Raw genomic sequence first — 20,144 nt, 5'->3', positions numbered from 1 at the left:
TTTGACTTTTACATATTATCATAGACGTTAAAGACTCGAACGCTCAGTAAATTGACTTAACTAAACCTAAAATACATATTGCTCAAAAGGTTGCTGTTTATGTCTTCTTTTTTCTTATGTCTTCTTTTTACCCGCTTGCAAAGCCGAAGGGCTTCCTTCTTGTGACTGATGAATAATGAATCCTTCCTTCTTCTTGTTCTTTCTTCCTTTGTATGACTAATGACTGATGACTAACCTTCGACTTCACGAGCGGGTAAAATGACTAACAACTAACAACTGAGGGCGGGGACGCACCATCCACCGCCCCTACCAACTAACAACTACCAACTAACAACTGAGAGGGCGGTCACGCACCATCCACTGCCCCTACCAACCAACAACAAACAAATAACAAATAACAACTAACAACTAACAATCAACAACCAACAACTTCTACTTAAAAAGGTTTTAAACAATTGACAAAAAAATACGTAGCAGCGATCGACCAAGGAACCACCAGCACTCGATTTATCATATTCGATCGCCAGGGACACATCATTTGCAGCAACCAACAAGAACACCAGCAGATTTATCCGCAACCGGGATGGGTTGAACATAATCCCGAGGAAATTTGGCAGCGCACCCAAAGCGTCATTAAAAATACCCTAGAACTAGGTAAAATTGACCCCAAAGATATTGCGGCTCTCGGCATTACCAACCAGCGCGAAACTGCAATTGTTTGGAACAAAAACACCGGAAAACCTTACGGAAATGCGATTGTTTGGCAAGATACCCGCACTCACCAAATTTGTACTAGCTTAGCAGAAGTTGACGGCAAAGATCGATTTCGAGAACGATGCGGTTTGCCGCTAGCAACTTATTTTAGCGGGCCGAAAATCAAGTGGATGTTGGACAATATTGCAGGATTGCGGGAAGCTGCAAATCGAGGCGAGGCGATTTTTGGTACTGTCGATTCTTTTCTAATTTGGCACCTCACCGGCGGCGCGCACGTTACTGATGTTACCAATGCTAGCCGCACAATGCTGATGGATTTACCAACCCTCGATTGGGATTCTGACACTTTGGAAATAATGGGAATTCCCCGCTCTATGCTGCCAGAAATTTTCCCTTCTAGTCACATTTTTGGTACTGCAAAAGGATTGTTAGATGGTGTTCCAATTGCTGCTGCTTTGGGCGATCAGCAGGCTGCTCTGGTGGGGCAAACTTGTTTCAATGTTGGGGAGGCGAAAAATACTTACGGTACGGGCTGTTTTATGCTGCTGAATACTGGTGAGGCGATCGTCCCTTCAAAGCAAGGGTTGCTGACAACTGTTGCCTACAAGATGGGAGAATCGCCCGCTGTGTATGCTCTCGAAGGCAGTATTGCGATCGCCGGAGCATTAGTACAGTGGCTGCGGGACAATTTGGGCATCATCAACACATCTGCGGAAGTAGAAACATTAGCAAATACTGTCGAAGACAGCGCAGGAGTTTACATTGTGCCGGCTTTTTCTGGACTCTACGCGCCCTATTGGCAAGACAGCGCGCGGGGAGTAATTGTAGGTTTAACTCGCTACGTGACTAAGGCACATATTGCCCGTGCAGTATTGGAAGCGACAGCATGGCAAACGCGGGAAATATTGGATGCGATGAATCAGGATTCTGCTGTGCAGCTTTTGTCTTTAAAAGTAGATGGTGGGATGGTGGGAAATAGCACGCTGATGCAGTTTCAGAGCGATGTGTTGGGAGTGCCTGTGGTGCGGCCTGTGGTAGCAGAAACTACTGCATTGGGCGCTGCCTATGCGGCTGGTTTGGCGGTGGGTTTTTGGAGTAAATTAGCTCAATTGCGGGATAATTGGGCGGTGGATTGTATTTGGGAACCGCAAATGCCGATCGCACTTCGGGAACAAAAATATCGCTTTTGGAAAAAAGCAGTTACCCGCACATTCGACTGGGAAGAATGAATCGGTGAGTTAACCCCCAAACCCGTATTTAGTGATATCATGAAATCCAGCACTATTTTTCAAATTGCCAATAGATGATTTCCCTAAATAAATTAAAAAAAATTCTCACCGCCTTTCTATTGATACTGACACTAGCATTTGTAGAAATCGCTGCTAATTCCCAAATGGCGATCGCAGATCCAGCTACAACTCCCGAAACTGCAACCGCCGCCGAAGTCTTCAGCGCCAACTGTGCAGGTTGTCACATCAACGGCAGCAACATTATCAGGCGCGGCAAAAACTTGAAACAAAAAGCCTTAAAAAAATACGGCATGGATTCCCTCGATAATATTTCCAACTTAGTAACCAACGGCAAAGGTATTATGCCCGCTTACAAAGATCGTTTGTCGGAACAACAAATTATCGATGTTTCAGCCTACGTGCTATCCCAAGCCGAAACCGATTGGAAATAGAACCTCGGTTATTATTTATGGCTTAGACAATCTTGCCACAGACATCAGATATTTCTTGATCGCAGGTTGAAGCGCGAACAGGGTTTCAGTTTCTGCTGGGACTGTTTCAATTAGCGATCGCCTGAAAAGCGATTCCAACGTCTTAAAAAAATCTGAGTCCCGATCTTGCTGAATATTTGAACACAATTGTTCAATATCAACAGGCTTGACTTCTTTCGCCATGCAGTGCAATAGCTGGATTTCTAAGGATGATAAGCGATTAAACTGCCGAGATAACGTATCGCTATAATCTCCCAGAAATAGCCCATTTTTTAAAAAGTTAGCAATGCTTCCGCCAAACATATCCTTAATAGTTGTTGTGACTATTTTTAACGCTAAAGGATTGCCGCTGTATGCTTCTATCAGTTCTGAGTATTCACATTCTTCAGACAAACCCTTGTTTTTAAGGATTTCCACAGCCGCTTCTCCCAAACTACCCAATTTCAATGACCGTATAGATTGATTTTGACCTTCTAACGCCGCAATTTCTTTAGGTTTTTCGCAGCTAGTCAACAGCAAGCAACTTTGATGCTGCGATTTTGCTACTTGTTTCAGCAATTCCCCATACACTTGATATCCTTCTCGATAATTTCCTGTTAAATGCTCAGTGCTGAAAACAGCTTCCCACTCATCTAAAATTATCAGGCAGCGATGCTTTTGTAAACAATGAATCAGCCGCTGGATACCATCAGCGATGATTGTCTGTTCTATTGCATTTGTGGAAGCAATTAGACTGTCCAGGTAAAATTCAAGGTGCGATCGCTCTCGGAGAGCGATCGCAGCTTGAAAAAATATTTCTTTAGACTGACTAACTAACCCCAATCTCTCTAAATCAATTGGCGGTTTATCTGATAAAAATTCGATTAAATTTACCAGAGTATCTGCCAACAGAGGTGCATGACTGAGGTTGAGCCAAATCAATCTGTCAAACGAGTATTTAATCAGATCTGTTAGCTTAGATGCTAAAGCAGTTTTGCCAATGCCGCCCATACCCAATATAGCAACTAAGCGACAGTTTTTTTGTAAAATCCATTGCTCTAAGTTAGCAAGTTCTGCTGTGCGCCCGTAGAAAATAGACGTATCAGCCAACATCCCCCATTCAGTTGGATTTTCAATGGGAGTTTGGGGAGTTTGGATATAATTTATCAATGTAGGATGCAATGTTTCTACATTCCCCTTTTGTTTATAACCAAATATTTCTAGCATACTTGGGATTTCTCTCCAGTCTTTGGGTTGTTGGAGCGTCAAAACTTCTATGTAGCGATACAGCCCTCTCGATAAGTCTACTCTAATACCGGCGCATTCGCGGTGGAGTGCGGTGGCAATTTCCGGGGGACTATAATTGCAAAGCAATCCTCGCAGGTAAGTTTTTTCTAAAGGAGTGAGTCGCTGCTTTGTACTGCTAGCGTACTCTTGTTTGGCTGCTGTCAAGTCTGCATACAACTGTTCGAGATTCCAGCAAGCCGCAGCCTCTATAAACTTCTGTTCTGGTATTTGTAAGGATTTATTTAGGTTTGTCATGCTATATTTATAATTATTTATAATTATTTACAATTTTACCTGTTTAAGGCACTAACTTTTTGTGTATTCTTCTCCCACATTCCGCACCCTCAACTGTCGCAATCGGTTTTTACTTATTTTTATCGAACCCTCAAGCTATAAATTATACTGATATACCGTAGATAAAAAATATTTTTCTAATAACATATAACTTTTTACTTGAAAAATTGATTTTTATAAGTAATTATGCTGTGTGACACCGTAGGGTGCGGAATGTGGGTTTTACTGATGTCAGACAATGTTTTACATAAATTGTTAAATTTATTTAAAATAAAATTAATTCCCGCGTTGGTATATTTTTTACAAAAATACCTAATAAAAATACTAATAGCTCTTAGGTTACTTATCAGTCTTAAGTGTTTTATAAATGTAGAAGGCAGTATTTTATAACACCTGCTATCAAAAAAGTTAAGAGGACAGTTTAAATGGCATCAGTTCAAGTGACAAATCAGTTAACTGCAACTGACAAGGATATCCCGACTCCTAATCCTAACGATGGTTCTGCAAGAACTCGCGCTAAAGATTACCTTTTAAAAGTAGATTTAGTTAATCAGCCTATATCAATTGATCTTTTTAAAGATCTAAGCACTGGCTTCGACCCTTACGTGCAAGTCTTTCAGGTACCCAAAGACAGCACGGGTGCGAATGTCGCTGATACGAGGGGTCTTCTTGTTGCTCAGGATGATGATAGCGGCGGCTTCCCAAACCCAAAAATACCGGGTTTTGGTACCATATACTCCAATGGTGCTTCTAACCCGCTTACAAGTGTGCCTGGTGTGGACTATGTAGTCCGCGTGACTAGCTATAATACGTTAAACGAACTTCCTCAGCCTTTCACATTACAGGTTTCAACTCCCAGTGGCAATGTCACCTTGAATGATGTCCTAACAGGTGCGCCTGTAAATCCAGGAGGCAGTAGTGGCGTTCCCGTGGCGCGTTTCTTTGACAAGACGGCAGGAGGGCATTTTTATACTACAGATCCAATAGAGAAAAGTGACCGACTAACCAACCCTTCTCGTTTCCAGAGTGAAGGCGATGAATTTGTTGCTCCAGGCGACGGTAATGCCAAGGTTGAACGCTTCTTAAATACGGCATCAGGAACCTATTTCTTTACGAATAAACCTGGTGAGATAAGCTTTGTTCGCACCTTACCCCAGTTCCGCGATCAGGGGGAGGTTTTCAATTCATATAGCACGGCAGTTCCGGGTGCGATACCCGTCTATCGTTTTACTAACCTGGCGAGGGAACGGGAAAATTCGCTAAATATTACACACTTTTTCACAGCAAGCGACGAGCAGCGGCGTGCGGTACAGGGGAGGTCAGATTTCCGGGATGAGGGAGTTGCTTTTTATGCTCTTCCCCCTGCCTAAGCAGGCAGTTGGATTGATCGAGGTTTAAAATGAGTAGTAGGGTGCGTGCGACGCATCCTACTTTTTTATGTATTAAACTTTTGGGTAACAAGCGATATTTTGGTCATCCTATGAACAATCTCAGTAAAAAACCTTCCTTTTTCCAGGCTTTAACAATCATTAGCTTGTGTTTGTATCTAACCTTAACTCTCAGCCCGCCCGCTTTCGCCTCGATTCACAAGTATCCAGAAGCGGGCGACAGAGTAATGTTTCGTTCCGTACAAAGCCTGCGCGATACTGATGACAAAGCGTGGCAAGTGGTTTTGTACAAACGAGTAAAGTCGGGAATAGTAAATTCTTTTAATCTGAGATTGGTAGGGTTTCCAGGAACAGAATTGCAGCACCCTGTGCCGCTGAATGTGGCTGCGGGAAGTCGCGCAATGGGCATGGCTAATGATATTTGGAGCGAGTCGGATTTGCCGATTAATGTCGGAGAATACGATTTTAAATCAATCATTACACAAGTCGAAAGTAATCAGCCTTTGCGGTTGAACTTGCCTGTGAAAGGTGAAAAACAAGCTGCGTTGCTGGTTCCTCCTTTTGCTGTCAGAGAATGGCGACTGTTGTTAGAAACCAACTAATGCCTGTGACAATAAATTGTGCTACATTTTTAAATTTGATATCATTTTTAAAAATTAGATGATTCCTAGACATGGCAAGGGATTGCCAGTTTTTTTTCAAAGTATCCTACACTGTTTATGTGTAGCTTAAGTTTCAAGAATAGCTGTTAAATCATCAATTGAATCGCATTTTTGAGTAAAAATTGATACAATTCTCCACTGATAAATCGATAGATTAAAATATGCCTTAAGGTAGATTTGACCTATTTGAAGGGCGATCGCGAAACAAACTAAAATCAGAGTTAGTCTGGTGACAAAACTCCAATGTTTACGTGCGTGCCTTCAGGGTGAATCTACTATGACTTTAATCAGTACCATTGTCCAAAAAGCTTTAAAAACGGGTTATTTAACGGTTGAGGCAGAAGAAATGTTGCGACAGCAGTTGCAGATGACTAAGTACGGTTTGGAAGATTTTGAGGCTTTTATTACTTTGCAAAAAGAGGTGATGGAGGGCCGGGTAAGACATCAGGCTTTGGAATTGTTGCGAACTAGCAGGTGTTCTGCGACTGCTTGAATTTGGATAAATTGGATAAAAATGTCCAGCATCTTCTGTTTTTATCCCTAACAGTTCGCGACATTCAGACCAAAGAAACCGGGTTTTTTATCCTTACTCTGGGTGAAAACGCGCCTTTTCGTAAAAAAAACCCGGTTTATGACCGCCTTTGCGTGCAAGACTGCCTAATTAGAAAATTGCGGCGCACCGGAGAACTTGACAAAAATACCCAAATCAACAATAATTGTAGATTGTCTGTCTAAATCCTGCTCGGATCAGGTCGAGACATTCCAAAAGCTGGAGAGCAGCCGTCAAAAGTCCACAGCCAAAAGTCCACAGCCAAAAGTTCATAACTAATGACTGATGACTAATGACTAATGACTAATGACCAATGACTAACCAGCTACCTGTACGGCAAACCCAACGACTATCCCATGACCTACGCAATTATTGAGACCGGCGGCAAACAATTTCGAGTAGAACCGGGCCGCTTCTACGACATCGAACTGCTTCACGTCGAAGCTGAATCACAAGTCACCATTGACAAAGTATTTCTGATCCAGCACGAAGACGACGTTCATATCGGCCAGCCTCTAGTAGAAAATGCCACAGTCGAAGGAACTGTGCTGCGGCATTTCCGGGGCCGCAAAGTCCTCGTCTACAAGATGAAGCCGAAAAAGAAAACTCGGAAGAAAAAAGGACACCGCCAAGAAACAACTCGGTTTATGATTGACTCTATTACAGTCAATGGTGTTGTTTTGGCCGCGAGAGATTTGTCTCAAGCAGTTGTGGAAACTCCCCAAACTGGCGAAATTGAATCAGAATAAACAATAGTAAATAAAGTTGAGGACATTATGGCCCATAAGAAAGGTACAGGCAGCACACGTAACGGACGCGACTCTAATTCCCAGCGTCTTGGTGTCAAAAAGTACGGCGGTCAAGTTGTCAAAGCTGGCAACATTTTGATTCGTCAACGCGGCACGAAAGTTCACCCCGGTAATAATGTTGGTATCGGCAGAGATGATACTTTGTTTGCTTTGGTTGATGGTGTTGTGACTTTTGAAAGAAAGGGCAAAACTCGCAAGAAACTCAGTGTTTATCCTGTGGTTGCAGCGGCGACTGAAGCTGTGGCTGAAGCTGTCGCAGTTTAATTTTATGCGTTCCTGGGTTTTGCCTGGGAACGTATATAATTGGGGATATGTTTCCTGATTTCATATCTCAATATACCCATATCCTCGACTTCTTAAAGAAGTCGGGGATGTCATGTTTGGTAGACAATTTTTGTGAGAAATTCGGAATGATTTAACCGCAGAGGCCGCAGAGGCCGCAGAGGAAGAGAAGAGAGAGATGAATCATTTGGATGCCAAGGGATTTGATATGATTCGCTCGCTTTGTGGCTAGCCTCCTCCGACGATTGTGACTACTTCTAAGATGTCGCCCTCTTGGATGTTTGTGGTTTCCCAAAATTGTTTGTGCAGGATTTCGCCGTTGTACTCCACAGCTATTAAGCGCGGGTTTAATCCTAGTTGTTCTAGTAATTTGGGTAACGGTGTGTCGATCGCACAATTGCGTTTTTCTCCGTTAACTTCCAGCGCAATTTGATTTGTCATCATTTAAATATTATCAGTTTTTAGAGCTGCCTCGGTACCAAAATTATATTTCAATATGTTTGAAATGAAAAGACTCGCCGGTTTGAACCGCCAGAAAGTCAGACAAAACCCGAACTCAGACGGGTTATATCGGTATACGAAACCCGCCCGACAAATTGCTAATCAACTAAGCTAATAAATTTAGCTTGTCCCTCGCAAAGCTTTCTGGGCCTTCAGATTCTGCATCCGAATCAACTGCGAGATCAAAAACTGCGTGACTAAAGTAGGCTGTTCTGCTTCCATGATCGATCGCACTACGGCAACTCTTTGAGATCCAGCATTCAATACTTGATCGAGGTTGTTGATATCAATTCCGCCGATCGCAAACCAAGGAACAGGCGACTTATCAGCAGCATACCGCACATAGTCCAAACCCGCCGCCGGCTTGTTTGCTTTCGTCGGAGTTTCGTAGACAGGCCCAACTCCAATATAGTCGGCTCCCGCATCAATAGCTCGCTGCATTTCCTCGCCATTGGTAGTCGAACAGCCGATAATCCGTCCCGGGCCGAGCAACCTGCGCGCCTCGGCTACAGGCAAATCTTGCTGCCCTAAGTGTACGCCGTCGGCATCCACTGCGATCGCCAAATCCACGCGATCGTTCACAATCAGCAAAGCATCGTAGCGGTGACAAAGTTCGCTCATCTGCCGCGCGTTGGCCAACCTTGCGCCGTCGTCAGAGGTTTTGTCGCGGTACTGCACCAAAGTCAGCCCGCCTTGCAAAGCAGCTTCCACGACTTGTAACAAATTGTCTCGGGGCGAAGTTACCAGATATAAGTGCGATCGAAGTAACTGCTGGTAGCGCCGGTAAGCCAGCAAATCGCTTTCGAGAGTATACACCCGATAGCGCATCTGCTTAAAAGCCTTGCCCATATTTGGATCGTAAACTTTGCCGTACTCTTCCAGTACCCGCAGAGCTTCTTCCACCCGACAGAAATTCGCCTCCAGTAGCTGCTGGATGCTCGATCGCTGCTCTTCCTGCGGGTGAGTCAACTCCGTCCCCGGATCTGCCGGCGTATCCCTAGCGCTGCGTAATTCTGCCGTGTGCCAAGCCGCCAATTCCTGACGCAGTTGCTTGCACGCCAGGGCCTTTTCGGCGTTGTTAAGACCAAACCTGCACCATTCTTCAATAATTCTCAACCCTTCGCGCGCGCGGTCTAGATTTGCATCTAAAATCCGGCAGAGGGCCGGCTGTGCCGGTAAAGTTCTGTTTTGTTTCTCGGTCATTCAGAACCACCTTAATTAAAATTAATCTTACCTGTCAAACTGCTACATTTTCCCACACCGTCAAGATTGTGGCAAAGTGCGATCGACCTAATTTTCGCCTCAACGGATCTAAATTTGACAAATTTTTAAGTTTTAGGGAATTTGAAAAAAACAAAGCATAATAGATCAAACTTGATCAAAGTGGAATCGTTAAACTGCATACCACACTTCGGAGGAGAGCCGTGAGGTTAGCAGAGCACAAAAGATTAACAGCAGAAAACCCCAGCAGGCGGGTGAAATTAAAATGCGATCGCCAGAACCAGATACAAAACAGCGGATGCGAAATTTGGCTCAAAGATAAATTGTGTTTTTTTATGTTTCTAAATTCAAAACAGAGCGAGTGCAAAGAAAATCGTAGCTTGCGGGGCGGAACGCCATCGCCAAGGAAAGCTTTAAGTTCTTGCTTGCTGCTCGTCTTTGCCAGCACAGCTTTTTATAGCCCTCAAGCTTCAGTTATCGCTGCGGGTATCCCCCCGGTGCAGATTCTTTCTCAAGCAGCAGAAAGCGACATTAACATACTGTACGTGAGTTCTAGCGGCGGTAGCGACACAGGAGGTAACGGGAGCGATCGATCGCCATTCAAAACCCTCACCTACGCCTTAAGCGTAGCCCCGCCCAAAACAGCAATTTTACTAGCGCCCGGTACTTACAGCGCTCAAAGCGGCGAAAAATTTCCATTAATGCTCAGACCCAGCGTGACGGTGCAGGGAAATCCCAACACTCGCGGCCAGAATATTGTGATCAAAGGCGGAGGAGAATTCCTCAGCCCGACTTCGGCGGGTCAAAACATCGCAATTTTAGGCGCAGACGGGGCGGGACTTAGCGGGGTGACAGTGACAAATACCAACTATCGCGGTTACGCTTTGTGGATCGAATCGAGTTCTCCGACGGTTGTCAACAATACTTTTTCGGGGAGCACTCACGACGGGATTTCGGTAGTGGGAACTGGAAGGCCGACGATTGGCGGCAATGTTTTCTCGAAAAATGGAGCTAACGGGATTACGATTTTTGGCAGTTCCCGGCCGGAAGTTCGAGATAATGTGTTTGAAGACACTGGATTTGGCGTGAATGTAGCGCAGAACGCTTCGCCTCTGCTGATCGGTAACAAAATTACTCGGAATAAGGACGGCGTAGTGGTGCAAGCTGATGCTAGACCGGTGCTGCGTAACAATTATATCGAAAGCAACAAGCGGGACGGAATTGTGGCGATCGCCCGAGCTCTGCCGGATTTGGGAACTGCTGCCGAACCGGGAGGCAATGTCATTCGCAACAACGGTCAGTACGATGTCAACAATGCGGCGAAAGGTCAAGTAATCCCAGCTTACGGCAATCAATTGTTGAGCAATCGCACGACGGGTTCGGTAGCTGTGGCTGGAACTTTTAGCCCGCCTGCGCCCATTGCGGGCCGTGGTTTGCTGCTAACGTCCGATCGATCTGCGAGTATCGGCGGCCCTGAAACTTCTCTCCCTGTTTACACTCCGGGGCGGTTAACTCCCCAAGTTGAAAGAGCGCTAATTGTGCCACCACAGCCTGTTTCCATGAGGTCGCCTAACCCTCAGTTGCGGCAAGAAATTGCTCCGATAAATGCCACTGCTACATCGATTGTTCCAGGGGCGATCGCAATTCCCGTACCAGATCCCGATGCTCGATCTGTTCGAGAAAGTTCAGTAGAGCAACCAATAATTTCGCCCAATTTTGATAGTTCTAGTTCGGTTTCTTCCGAGGGTAAATTGCCGGTTCCTGGCCGCAACATTCCTCTAGGGAGGGGTGGCTACGTACCTGCTATTTTAGGGGGGAATTCTGTGGCAGGTTTGGAGAATTCGCCGTCATTCGATCGAGCTATTGCTTTGGGTTTCCGGTATCGAGTTGTGGTGGATGCCCAGAGTTCAAACGACAGACAAAAAATACTCTCCTTGGTTCCCGATGCTTTTCGGACTTTTACCAACGGGCGATCTGTGATGCAAGCCGGTGCTTTTCGGGAGCGCGAAAAAGCTGACGAATTGCTCCAAATTCTCACCGTTAACGGCTTGAATGCTCGCATTGAAGATATTAAATGAAATGGGCTTGGCAGTTGGCAGTAGTCAGTTGGCAGTTGTTTGTTGTTATATCATCAATTCCGGTTGCATTCCTCATGATGTTGACTGTTGACTGTTGACTGTTGACTGTTGACTGTTGACTGTTGACTGTGAATCGAATAACTGAAAATTGCACCGAGATAGGTGGTGATTTGTAAAAATCATTCATGAATTGCCCTCTAATTTATCACCTGACGATGCAGCAGGAAAGGATATTATTAAGCTGTAAGGTGTAGCGCAAATAAACATTGCATATTCAGGGCGGGCGGGACACCCCACTCATTGTTTTATTGTTTTTTGATATACAGTTTAAATGCCGCAACAGCTTAGCTAATGCCAACCACCAACCCAACTGCCAACCACCAACTGCCAACTGCCAACTGACAACTGCACGCAAAATTTTAGGGCCTAGCATATCGGATGCCAGACCCTAAAACATTTGTGAGTTAAATTGATTCAAGTGGGTTTTTAGCTGTGCTGAAATCCAGCAAAACTACTACTAAGGTGTACTTTTTGGCAATTGCTCTGCGGGCGATATAGCTAATAGCGGAGCCTATGCAGACTTCTGTGTTTGACTGCGCGATCGCCATTCTAACTTGTTGACATTCGATTTCTCAAATCGCCTCAAGCTATTTCACAAATCTTGATCGCAAGATCAACCTTTATTTGCTAATAAACTATACGATTCAGGCATTGCCTGCGAACTAGAGTCGATCGGGACAAATACTCTAATTTCAAATTTTTTATCCAAGTTTTTTTGCTTCTTGGTTCTGCCCTTCATGTATTTAACATAACACCAACTTCCGCCATGACAATACTTTGTTTACCAAACTTGACACTTTTTAAGGAAGAAGGAAGAAGTCATTAGTCATTAGTGCTGTCGCCTCGGAGCTTTCCGTACAGCGTCATCAGGAAGAAGGTATATACAGCAAGCTTTTTAGCATTCCAGACTGTATGTTTAATTAGGTTAATGGACTTAACAATTTGTACGATCGCCCGTTAGACCTCGAAGAGGATCGCGCAACGTGCATATCCGACAGTATTTGCTGGCTTTCAGCGCAGCAAAGCTTCCCAAGTAGCGCGGCCGACAATGCCGTCTGCTGGTAGTTGATATTGTAGCTGAGCAGCCTTGACAGCAGCTAGAGTTTCCGCCCCGAACACGCCGTCAGCACTAGCGCGCAAAAATCCCTTCGCCCGCAGTCGTTCTTGCAAATCTCTGACCGCCGGGCCCCGCATTCTTCTTCTCAAAACCGGAAAATTGGTGGGCTGCGGTTGTGGGTTAATCTCTGAGTTTTCTGCCGTTGCAGGATTGTTGGCGATCGGGCTTTCGATCGCCCCAGGAGTCGCAGGAAACAGCCGGTTCCAAGTATCTTGACCGACAATACCGTCTGGGGCGATGCCTGCTGCTTGCTGGAACTGAGACACAGCTTTAGCGGTGCTTTGCGAGAAAATCCCGTCTACACTATCAGCGTAAAATCCCAACAATGCAAGAGCAGCTTGAAGTTCGCGCACTTCCGAGCCGCGGCTGCCCAATTTGATTGCCGGACGGACGATCGCACCTGTTTGGGCTGTTTGGGCGATCGGGCTATTATTGTTAGCGGGTTCGGAGGCCCGTAGCTGTGCAGCAGCAGGAGTGGAGGCGATCGAACTTATTGCCAAAAAACCGCACAAACCCCAGCCTAGGGGCCAACTCAGAACCTCGCGAGCTTCATTCCAGCGTGCTGTCTGGTTTCGGGACATGGAAAATTCGACCTCTGTCTGCACAACTCTTGGCGATCGTACATCAAATCTGGCCAAAATTGGGCGGAGCGAAGCGGAGGGATGGGGAATGGGGAATGGGGAATGGGGAATGGGGCATTTTTGATTCTCAGCGCTTCCCTCCGATCAAAAAATTAATCCCCTCAAATAGCTGCAATTGGCAAAAAAACTGCTAGATTGCCGTAGAGCAAACATTGAATTGCGTTCATTGGGCCACAGCAACACCATGACCGAATCCACCATCCCCACCAGAACTGCCAGCCAAATAGACATCGGCAATGTCAACATCGGCAACTTCCAAGTCGGCAGCATCAGCGGCAATAAATACAACGACTTCAACGCCAACGGCCGCCCGGATCTCCCAGAAGTGCCAATTCCTAACTGGCAAATCTACCTCGACCTCAACAACAACGATCGATTTGACTTTAATGAACCTTCCACCCTCACCAACGCCCAAGGCAACTACACCTTCGTCAACCTGCCGCCTGGAACTTACCAAGTTAGGGAAGTCCAGCAGCCGAACTTTCGCCAAACTACGCCCAATCCCGCGCCCATCACGATTAACAGCGGGACTTTTGCTGGCAATATCAATTTTGGCAACAACTTCAACGCCGGGACGATCGCCGGGACAAAATTCAACGACATCAACAGCAACGGCAGCCAAGACCCAGGGGAACAACCCCTAGCTAACTGGCAAATTTATCTCGACCTCAACCGTAACAACAGGCTCGACGGCGGCGAACCTTCTACTGTTACAAACCTTCAAGGCAATTACGCATTTGTCAATATTCCCGCAGACACATATTTGGTGAGAGAAGTCCAGCAACCGGGTTTTATCCAAACTACGCCAGACCCTGGCCCGATTGAGGTTACTTCCAATGCCAATATCAACAACGTCAATTTTGGCAATGTCTTTTTTGTCGGCAGCATCAGCGGTATTAAGTACAATGACCTGAATGCCAACAGCATCCGAGACGCGACTGACCCGCCTCTGGCTAACTGGCAAATTTATCTCGACCTCAACGGCAACAACAGCCTCGATCCGGGCGAACCGAATACCATCACTAACCCGGAAGGTAACTACACTTTTGGCAATGTTTCCCCCGGTCGCTATTTGGTGAGGGAAGTTCAGCAGCCCGGATGGGTTCAGACTACGCCAAATCCAGGGGCGATCGACATTACGGGCAACACTAACGCTGTCGGCGTCAACTTCGGCAACAATTTCCCCACCGGCAGCATCAGCGGCTTCAAGTTCAACGACCTCAACGCTAACGGTATCAACGAACCGACGGAACCGAGAGTTGCCAACTGGCCGATCTACATCGACCTCAACAACAACAACGCTAACGATCCCAACGAACCTTCGACTTTAACCAACCCCCAAGGCAATTTCTCTTTTATCAACTTGCCCCAAGGCACTTATTTGGTGAGGGAAGTCCCGCAGCCCGGTTTTCGACAAACTACGCCAAGTCCGACTCCGATTACCGTGGGTAACGGCACAAATGCAACTAACCTCAGCTTTGGTAACGTGTTGGTAACGGGGACGATTAGCGGTGTGAAGTTTAACGATTTTAATGCCAACGGTCGCCTCGATGCTGGGGAACCGCCGATCGCCAATACCCAAATTTACATCGACCTCAACAACAACAGCAGTTTAGATCCGGGCGAAGCGAGTACCTTGAGCGACAGTCAGGGGAATTACAGTTTCCGCAACGTTCCGGTAGGTAGTTACGTAATCCGGGAAGTTCAGCCTCCGGGCTTCATTCAAACGACTCCGCCTGCGGTGGTTGTTGTCTCGTCAGATGTTCGGGGTAGCAGTATCGATTTGCTGACGGGAGAGGCTGAGGGTCGATCGGCTAAATCTTTGAATGGCGACTCGCTGACGGATGGGGGCAACTCTGCGGGGGCGGAACCGGAGGCTTTGATGGCGGCGGATAGCTTGCTTTCGAGCGCTGGTCGTGCTATTTATCCAATTAGTGATTTTTTGGTCGATCGACAAGCGGCGAGTTTAGGCAATCTTCCTAACTTGGTGCAACAGAATGTCGGTCGGGAGCTAAATGCACAAGCGGGTGAATTTGTCAATAAAAACGAATTAATTAATTGGAATCTCGGAAACTCTTTCGTGCCGTCGGGTGCGAGGGATTTGTCGGTGATGTAGTGTAAAAAAAGCTCGATCGCCGGAATGCCAAACAGCAGATCAAAATCAGGAAGTGGTTAAAGGGCGATCGCGTGATACCGTATTGTTGGCAACCTCCAACACTCAAGCCTGAGTTCCGGCAACTCCGAAGCAGGCTTGTATATTGGGTGCAAGATTCAGAGGCTGTAGGATCGATCGTGAGTGAGAAACTATCAGACAGTTCCCCAACGCCGACCGACATATTTCCAGGCAAAGCAAGTCAGTTCGAGTCCGATCGCTCGATCGATCTAAAGTTTTTTCAGGTTGGCAATCCCAGAGGCTGCGATCGCCTCTTCACAGCGAACCTTGACAAACCTGAATGATTCAGCCTGACTAGATATCGGGGAGAACACTAAGTCTTAGCCTTTTTAAAGCTCGAAACAGCAAGTACGTAGGGACACAGAAGGCGTGCAAATCTTGAAGAGGTTGCCCTCAAATTGCCAGGGTTCTTCAAAACCTGATATACTTGCCAGCGACAAAGCTTGAGGCATTGTTGTGTGAGATGGGGAACATTACCTCAAGCGCAGACGTATGTAAAATCGAGTGGCAATTGTCAGCGACTAGCAAAAGCTACTCAGCTATTGACAAACCCATACAGTAGTCTGTAATTAACTTGGATTTAGGTGTGAAGGAGAAAATCATGGCAGATTTAACTAACGAAGAACGCATTGCCCAGCAATTACAGCCAGTTGTGGTTGGGAATACTGGCCCGGCAATTTTAGGAATCAAGTTCAATGACCGAAACGGGGATGGCATCAGAAATTCTGGTGAAGAAGGTCTGGCAAATGTCCCCATCGTCCTCACTTCAGCCGGCAGTGCGCCAGTCTCAACCACGACGGACGCTAACGGCGCGTTCTCATTCATAAATCTTGTCCCTGGCAATTACGTAGTCACAGAAACGTCACCTCCAGGCTTCAGTCCTACTACTCCCAATCCCCTTGCTGTCACTCTTGGAAACACAAAGGTCAACGTTTTATTTGGCAACACATCAATTCCAGGCAGCCAGATCGTAGGATGCAAATACCTAGACATAGATGGCGACGGCTTCCGAGATGGGAATGAACCGGGAATTAAAAATGTCAGGATATATATTGATGCCAATGGCAACGGTCAACGCGATGAAGGGGAACAGAGCACCTTAACAGGCAAAGATGGTGGATGGTCGTTCAACGTAGCACCCGGGACCTACAAGATTCGGGAAGAACGGATCAGACAACAAATTAATCCTGTTACCGGACTAGAAGTTAATGCTACGGACGCAGAACCCTTAGAAACACAAGATTTTCCTCAAAGCACTCCCCCCGGCAACGTTCCCGTACTGGACGTGACGGTAGCAGCAAATCAAACCTTTGCCTGCGCTCAAGTTGGCGATACTCCGCTCTATCAAATTGAAGTTAACAAATTTCGAGACATAGACGGCAACGGCTCTCGAAATGCTATCAGTGGAGTGTTGGAACCCCCCATTGCCCGAGTACCCTTCATTTTAGATGTGAACGGGGACGGTAAATGGGATTCAAGCTCCGAACCAATCACAATCACAGATGTGAATGGAGTGGCTACCTTCAAGAATTTGCGAGCTGGCAATTACAAAGTCTTGGAAATTTTTCCATCTGTACTGCCGGCAGCAGTAGGTGGCGGTGTCCCAGGAAATTTAAATTTTCCAGTAGCAACCACTGCTAATCCCACTCTGGTTTCGGCACCAGGGCCGCAGGCACGGTTCCAGGGTACGATCAGCAAAGAGCAACCGCTGTTAGTAGTAGACCCAACCTATACACTGCAACCAAACGACCCTAAGTTCGTAGACACCAACCGCGACGGCATCCAACAGGCTGGGGAACCTTCTATTGCAGCAACGGGTGTACGACCGATTTTTGCAAACACTTCTTTCTCTTTACCAGCGACTAACCCCGCGCCAGCACTTACCTTTACTCCTGTGTTACCTAATAATGCCACTGGAGATAATGCTAGTGTGGGAAACACTCTACCTAACATCAATGTATTCAAATACAATGACCTGAACGGAGACGGTCGCTACGAGCCAACTCAGGGTGAAGCGCCCCTTAGCGGTGTCACTGTCTTCCTCGACACCAATAATAATGGAGCTCTAGATGCCGGAGAACAAAAAATAGAGACTAATGCCCAAGGGAGAGGAGCATTTACCAACTTGCAGCCGGGCAATTACACGGTGCGGGAAGTAGTAACCGCTGGTTTCTCGCCTTCTACATCTGAGGTCGTCCCGTTGACTCTCAACATTCAGGACGCTAACGTTACCTTTGCCAACACACCCAACAGCAACATTACTGGTTGTAAGTTTGAGGACTTTAACCTGAACGGTTATCGAGATGGCAATGAACCAGCTATTTCTGGTGTCACCATTGCTATCGATACCAATAACAACGGTGTTTTGGATGCAGGGGAACCCACTTCTATTACCGATCAGTTTGGTCGTTTTGCATTCACCAATTTGAGCCCTGGCAATTACAGCGTTCGGGAAGTATTACCTTCTGGCTTCTTCAAAACGACTCAACCGGTGGATGTTGTTCTCGGTGCGAATCAAACCTTTAATTGTGCTTTGGTGGGTAACTCTCGCCGTTATGACCTCTTGGTTCGTAAATTCGAAGATAACAACCGCAACGGTTTCCAAGACGCAAACGAAGGGCCGCTTGCCAATGTGCCCTTCACTTTGGATTTGAACGGCAACGGCAGCTACGATGCTGCGACTGAGCCGTTGGTGAGAACTGATGCTGCTGGTATTGCTCGGTTTAATGACTTGTCTCCAGCCACCTACTCGGTTTTGGAAGTCTTCAATACTCCGGGCGTTCCCAACAATTTCCCGATCGCAACTGGCCCCAACCCGGTTAGCTTTAGCGTGCCGGGCCCTAACACAGTACCTACAACGGCTGTGACGGCCCCAGACCCATCGGGAATAGTAAGACTAAGTAGCCTCGATCCGTTGACTGGCGACACGGGTGTGGCTGCTGCTAGCATCGATCCTTTGACCAACGGCGGCAGTTCCGCTGTGGTGCAGGCTAGCAGTGTCGATAGCTTGCTCGCTCCTGAAACTGCAGGCGTAAGTAGCTTTGACTTCAACGGGTTGAAAGACGCGGCGGAAGCTTCAATTGTCACGTTTTTAGAAGCTCAGAAGCTCGATGAACCTAAATTACTGTTGGGCGCTCCAACTTCGACTCCGCTGTTTTAAGGTTAATTGGATTCTCTAGTTTGAGACTCAGCAATTAGCAGCTAGCTGGTTTAAACTGCACCTCAAAACATGATTTTGGGGTGCATTTTGCTGCGATCGCGACTTTTGCATAAATACCTTTAGGATTTATATCAAGTCCGATCGAACTACGGTAATATCCAGGCTTGGGAAGGCTTTTTGAGATTTTCAATTATTGGTCGGTATTGTTGGTGACCCGAGTCCCTACGGAAATCGCGACTGGATGCTAGTCAAGATCCTAACAAGCGGGTGCCGATCGCCCAAACTGTCTTTAGTCGTAGAGTGCGATCGGCAAAAAGAAGGATTCGCTACCTCGAAAAAACCTTTATTTATGAAGGTAGAACTTAGAGGAATATGTTATGCCAGCTCAACAACAAACCAATCCGGCTCAACATCAAGAACAGCAACCGGGCATCGAATCTCAAATGACTCCGCAACCTGAATCCTTTGCCTCCGAGTATCGCGGCAGCGACAAACTGCGCGGCAAAGTAGCCTTAATTACCGGCGGAGACAGCGGTATCGGGCGCGCCGCGGCCCTGGCATTTGCTAAGGAAGGGGCGGACGTGGCGATCGGCTATCTCAACGAAGATGGAGATGCTAAAAAGACTAAAGGGGCGATCGAACAACTCGGCCGCCGCTGTATTGCGATCGCCGGCGACATCGGCGAAGAAAGCGTCTGCCAAAACCTTGTAGAACAAACAGTTAAAGAATTCGGCCGCCTCGACATCCTCGTCAACAACGCCGCCGAACAGCATCCCCAAGAAAGCATCGAAGACATCACCGCCGAACAATTAGAGCGCACCTTCCGCACCAACATTTTCTCAATGTTTTACCTCACAAAAGCCGCTCTAAAACACCTCAAAGAAGGAAGTGCAATTATCAACACTACCTCAGTCACCGCCTACAAAGGCAACCAACAATTGCTAGATTACTCCTCCACAAAAGGAGCAATTGTTGCCTTTACCCGCTCTTTGTCTCAAAGTTTAGCTGAGAAAGGAATTCGCGTCAACGGAGTCGCCCCCGGCCCGATTTGGACACCTCTAATTCCTGCAACTTTTCCCGAAGAAAAAGTTGCGAAATTTGGTGCAGACACGCCCTTGGGACGCCCCGGTCAACCCGATGAAGTTGCTCCCTGTTACGTGTTTTTAGCTTCAAAAGATTCGTCTTACATGACGGGTCAAATTTTGCACCCCAACGGCGGCTCTGTGATTAACGGATAGAATCTTCTCGATTCCGATGCTCGTAGGGGCGGGTTTTACCAACAATCTTTGATAAAATTCACCAAATAAATAAACCCGCCCCCACAACCAAATAAGGAAAAAGGCGGGTTTATTTATCTCTTTAATTACCCGAAAAATCTGTCGTGAAACCCGCCGCTACAAGTAATATATTGTTTTCCACAAAAAACATTAATCCCGCCACCTTGGTAGCGGGATTTATAGGTTGCAGTTTAACTATCCTCTAGTTTTGCTAGAGTGGAAATTAGCTTA

General features: G+C 46.5%; 16 protein-coding genes. 12 read left to right on the top strand and 4 right to left on the bottom strand.

Translation table 11 applies throughout. The features are described from left to right. The first annotated feature begins 455 nt into the window (after nucleotides 1-455). Entirely contained in the window at nucleotides 456-1,943 is a 1,488-nt protein-coding gene (glpK, locus tag QUA01_RS00790; protein ID WP_333088641.1) for a glycerol kinase GlpK, read from the top strand. 74 nt (nucleotides 1,944-2,017) lie between these two features. Next, nucleotides 2,018-2,395: a cytochrome c6 PetJ gene (petJ, locus tag QUA01_RS00785; protein WP_333088640.1), complete on the top strand. Its 378-nt coding sequence runs from the start codon at nucleotides 2,018-2,020 to the stop codon at nucleotides 2,393-2,395. A gap of 15 nt (nucleotides 2,396-2,410) precedes the next feature. On the opposite strand, the gene QUA01_RS00780 is transcribed toward petJ, so the two are convergent. Further along, the gene (locus QUA01_RS00780; RefSeq protein WP_333088639.1) at nucleotides 2,411-3,955 is read right to left on the bottom strand and encodes an NB-ARC domain-containing protein; all 1,545 of its coding nucleotides are present in this window, start codon (nucleotides 3,953-3,955) and stop codon (nucleotides 2,411-2,413) included. A gap of 464 nt (nucleotides 3,956-4,419) precedes the next feature. Between QUA01_RS00780 and QUA01_RS00775 the strand changes: the two genes are divergently transcribed. The 5 genes from QUA01_RS00775 (at nucleotide 4,420) to rpmA (ending at nucleotide 7,667) form a co-directional block, all read left to right on the top strand. After that, entirely contained in the window at nucleotides 4,420-5,364 is a 945-nt protein-coding gene (locus QUA01_RS00775) for a hypothetical protein (protein WP_333088638.1), read from the top strand. 110 nt (nucleotides 5,365-5,474) lie between these two features. Next, nucleotides 5,475-5,984 (top strand): DUF3122 domain-containing protein, encoded by a 510-nt coding sequence (locus tag QUA01_RS00770; RefSeq protein WP_333088637.1) that lies wholly within the window; start codon nucleotides 5,475-5,477, stop codon nucleotides 5,982-5,984. A gap of 337 nt (nucleotides 5,985-6,321) precedes the next feature. Continuing rightward, nucleotides 6,322-6,537 (top strand): hypothetical protein, encoded by a 216-nt coding sequence (locus QUA01_RS00765; RefSeq protein WP_333088635.1) that lies wholly within the window; start codon nucleotides 6,322-6,324, stop codon nucleotides 6,535-6,537. A gap of 413 nt (nucleotides 6,538-6,950) precedes the next feature. After that, nucleotides 6,951-7,343 carry a 50S ribosomal protein L21 gene (gene rplU / locus QUA01_RS00760; RefSeq protein ID WP_194008993.1) on the top strand — a complete coding sequence of 131 codons (393 nt, stop codon included), beginning with the start codon at nucleotides 6,951-6,953 and terminating at the stop codon, nucleotides 7,341-7,343. A gap of 27 nt (nucleotides 7,344-7,370) precedes the next feature. Next, nucleotides 7,371-7,667: a 50S ribosomal protein L27 gene (gene rpmA, locus QUA01_RS00755; RefSeq protein WP_194008994.1), complete on the top strand. Its 297-nt coding sequence runs from the start codon at nucleotides 7,371-7,373 to the stop codon at nucleotides 7,665-7,667. Nucleotides 7,668-7,913: 246 nt separating this feature from the next. Here rpmA and thiS read toward each other — a convergent pair whose 3' ends face one another. Further along, complete coding sequence (gene thiS, locus QUA01_RS00750) at nucleotides 7,914-8,126, bottom strand: sulfur carrier protein ThiS (protein ID WP_194009021.1); 213 nt, start codon at nucleotides 8,124-8,126, stop codon at nucleotides 7,914-7,916. 180 nt (nucleotides 8,127-8,306) lie between these two features. Beyond that, complete coding sequence (locus QUA01_RS00745) at nucleotides 8,307-9,389, bottom strand: thiamine phosphate synthase (protein ID WP_333088632.1); 1,083 nt, start codon at nucleotides 9,387-9,389, stop codon at nucleotides 8,307-8,309. Nucleotides 9,390-9,610: 221 nt separating this feature from the next. Here QUA01_RS00745 and QUA01_RS00740 point away from each other — a divergent pair, with 221 nt between their 5' ends. Beyond that, nucleotides 9,611-11,485, top strand: a complete 1,875-nt coding sequence (locus tag QUA01_RS00740) for a DUF1565 domain-containing protein (protein WP_333088630.1) — start codon at nucleotides 9,611-9,613, stop codon at nucleotides 11,483-11,485. A gap of 1,071 nt (nucleotides 11,486-12,556) precedes the next feature. Here the strand turns inward: QUA01_RS00740 and QUA01_RS00735 are convergent. Beyond that, nucleotides 12,557-13,243, bottom strand: a complete 687-nt coding sequence (locus QUA01_RS00735; protein ID WP_333088629.1) for a peptidoglycan-binding domain-containing protein — start codon at nucleotides 13,241-13,243, stop codon at nucleotides 12,557-12,559. Between the two features lie 244 nt (nucleotides 13,244-13,487). Here QUA01_RS00735 and QUA01_RS00730 point away from each other — a divergent pair, with 244 nt between their 5' ends. The 4 genes from QUA01_RS00730 to QUA01_RS00715 all read left to right on the top strand — a co-directional run bounded on the left by QUA01_RS00730 (nucleotide 13,488) and on the right by QUA01_RS00715 (nucleotide 19,874). Further along, complete coding sequence (locus tag QUA01_RS00730; RefSeq protein ID WP_333088627.1) at nucleotides 13,488-15,419, top strand: SdrD B-like domain-containing protein; 1,932 nt, start codon at nucleotides 13,488-13,490, stop codon at nucleotides 15,417-15,419. Nucleotides 15,420-15,595: 176 nt separating this feature from the next. After that, nucleotides 15,596-15,760 carry a hypothetical protein gene (locus QUA01_RS00725; RefSeq protein ID WP_333088626.1) on the top strand — a complete coding sequence of 55 codons (165 nt, stop codon included), beginning with the start codon at nucleotides 15,596-15,598 and terminating at the stop codon, nucleotides 15,758-15,760. 317 nt (nucleotides 15,761-16,077) lie between these two features. After that, entirely contained in the window at nucleotides 16,078-18,636 is a 2,559-nt protein-coding gene (locus QUA01_RS00720) for an SdrD B-like domain-containing protein (RefSeq protein WP_333088625.1), read from the top strand. Nucleotides 18,637-19,013: 377 nt separating this feature from the next. Continuing rightward, nucleotides 19,014-19,874 carry an SDR family oxidoreductase gene (locus tag QUA01_RS00715; protein WP_333088622.1) on the top strand — a complete coding sequence of 287 codons (861 nt, stop codon included), beginning with the start codon at nucleotides 19,014-19,016 and terminating at the stop codon, nucleotides 19,872-19,874. The last annotated feature ends 270 nt before the right edge of the window (nucleotides 19,875-20,144 follow it).

This window comes from Microcoleus sp. S36a_B3 (assembly GCF_036700745.1).
GTDB lineage: Bacteria > Cyanobacteriota > Cyanobacteriia > Cyanobacteriales > Microcoleaceae > Microcoleus.
Note: the sequence above shows the minus strand (reverse complement) of the source record. Positions and strands in the feature narration are given on the sequence as shown.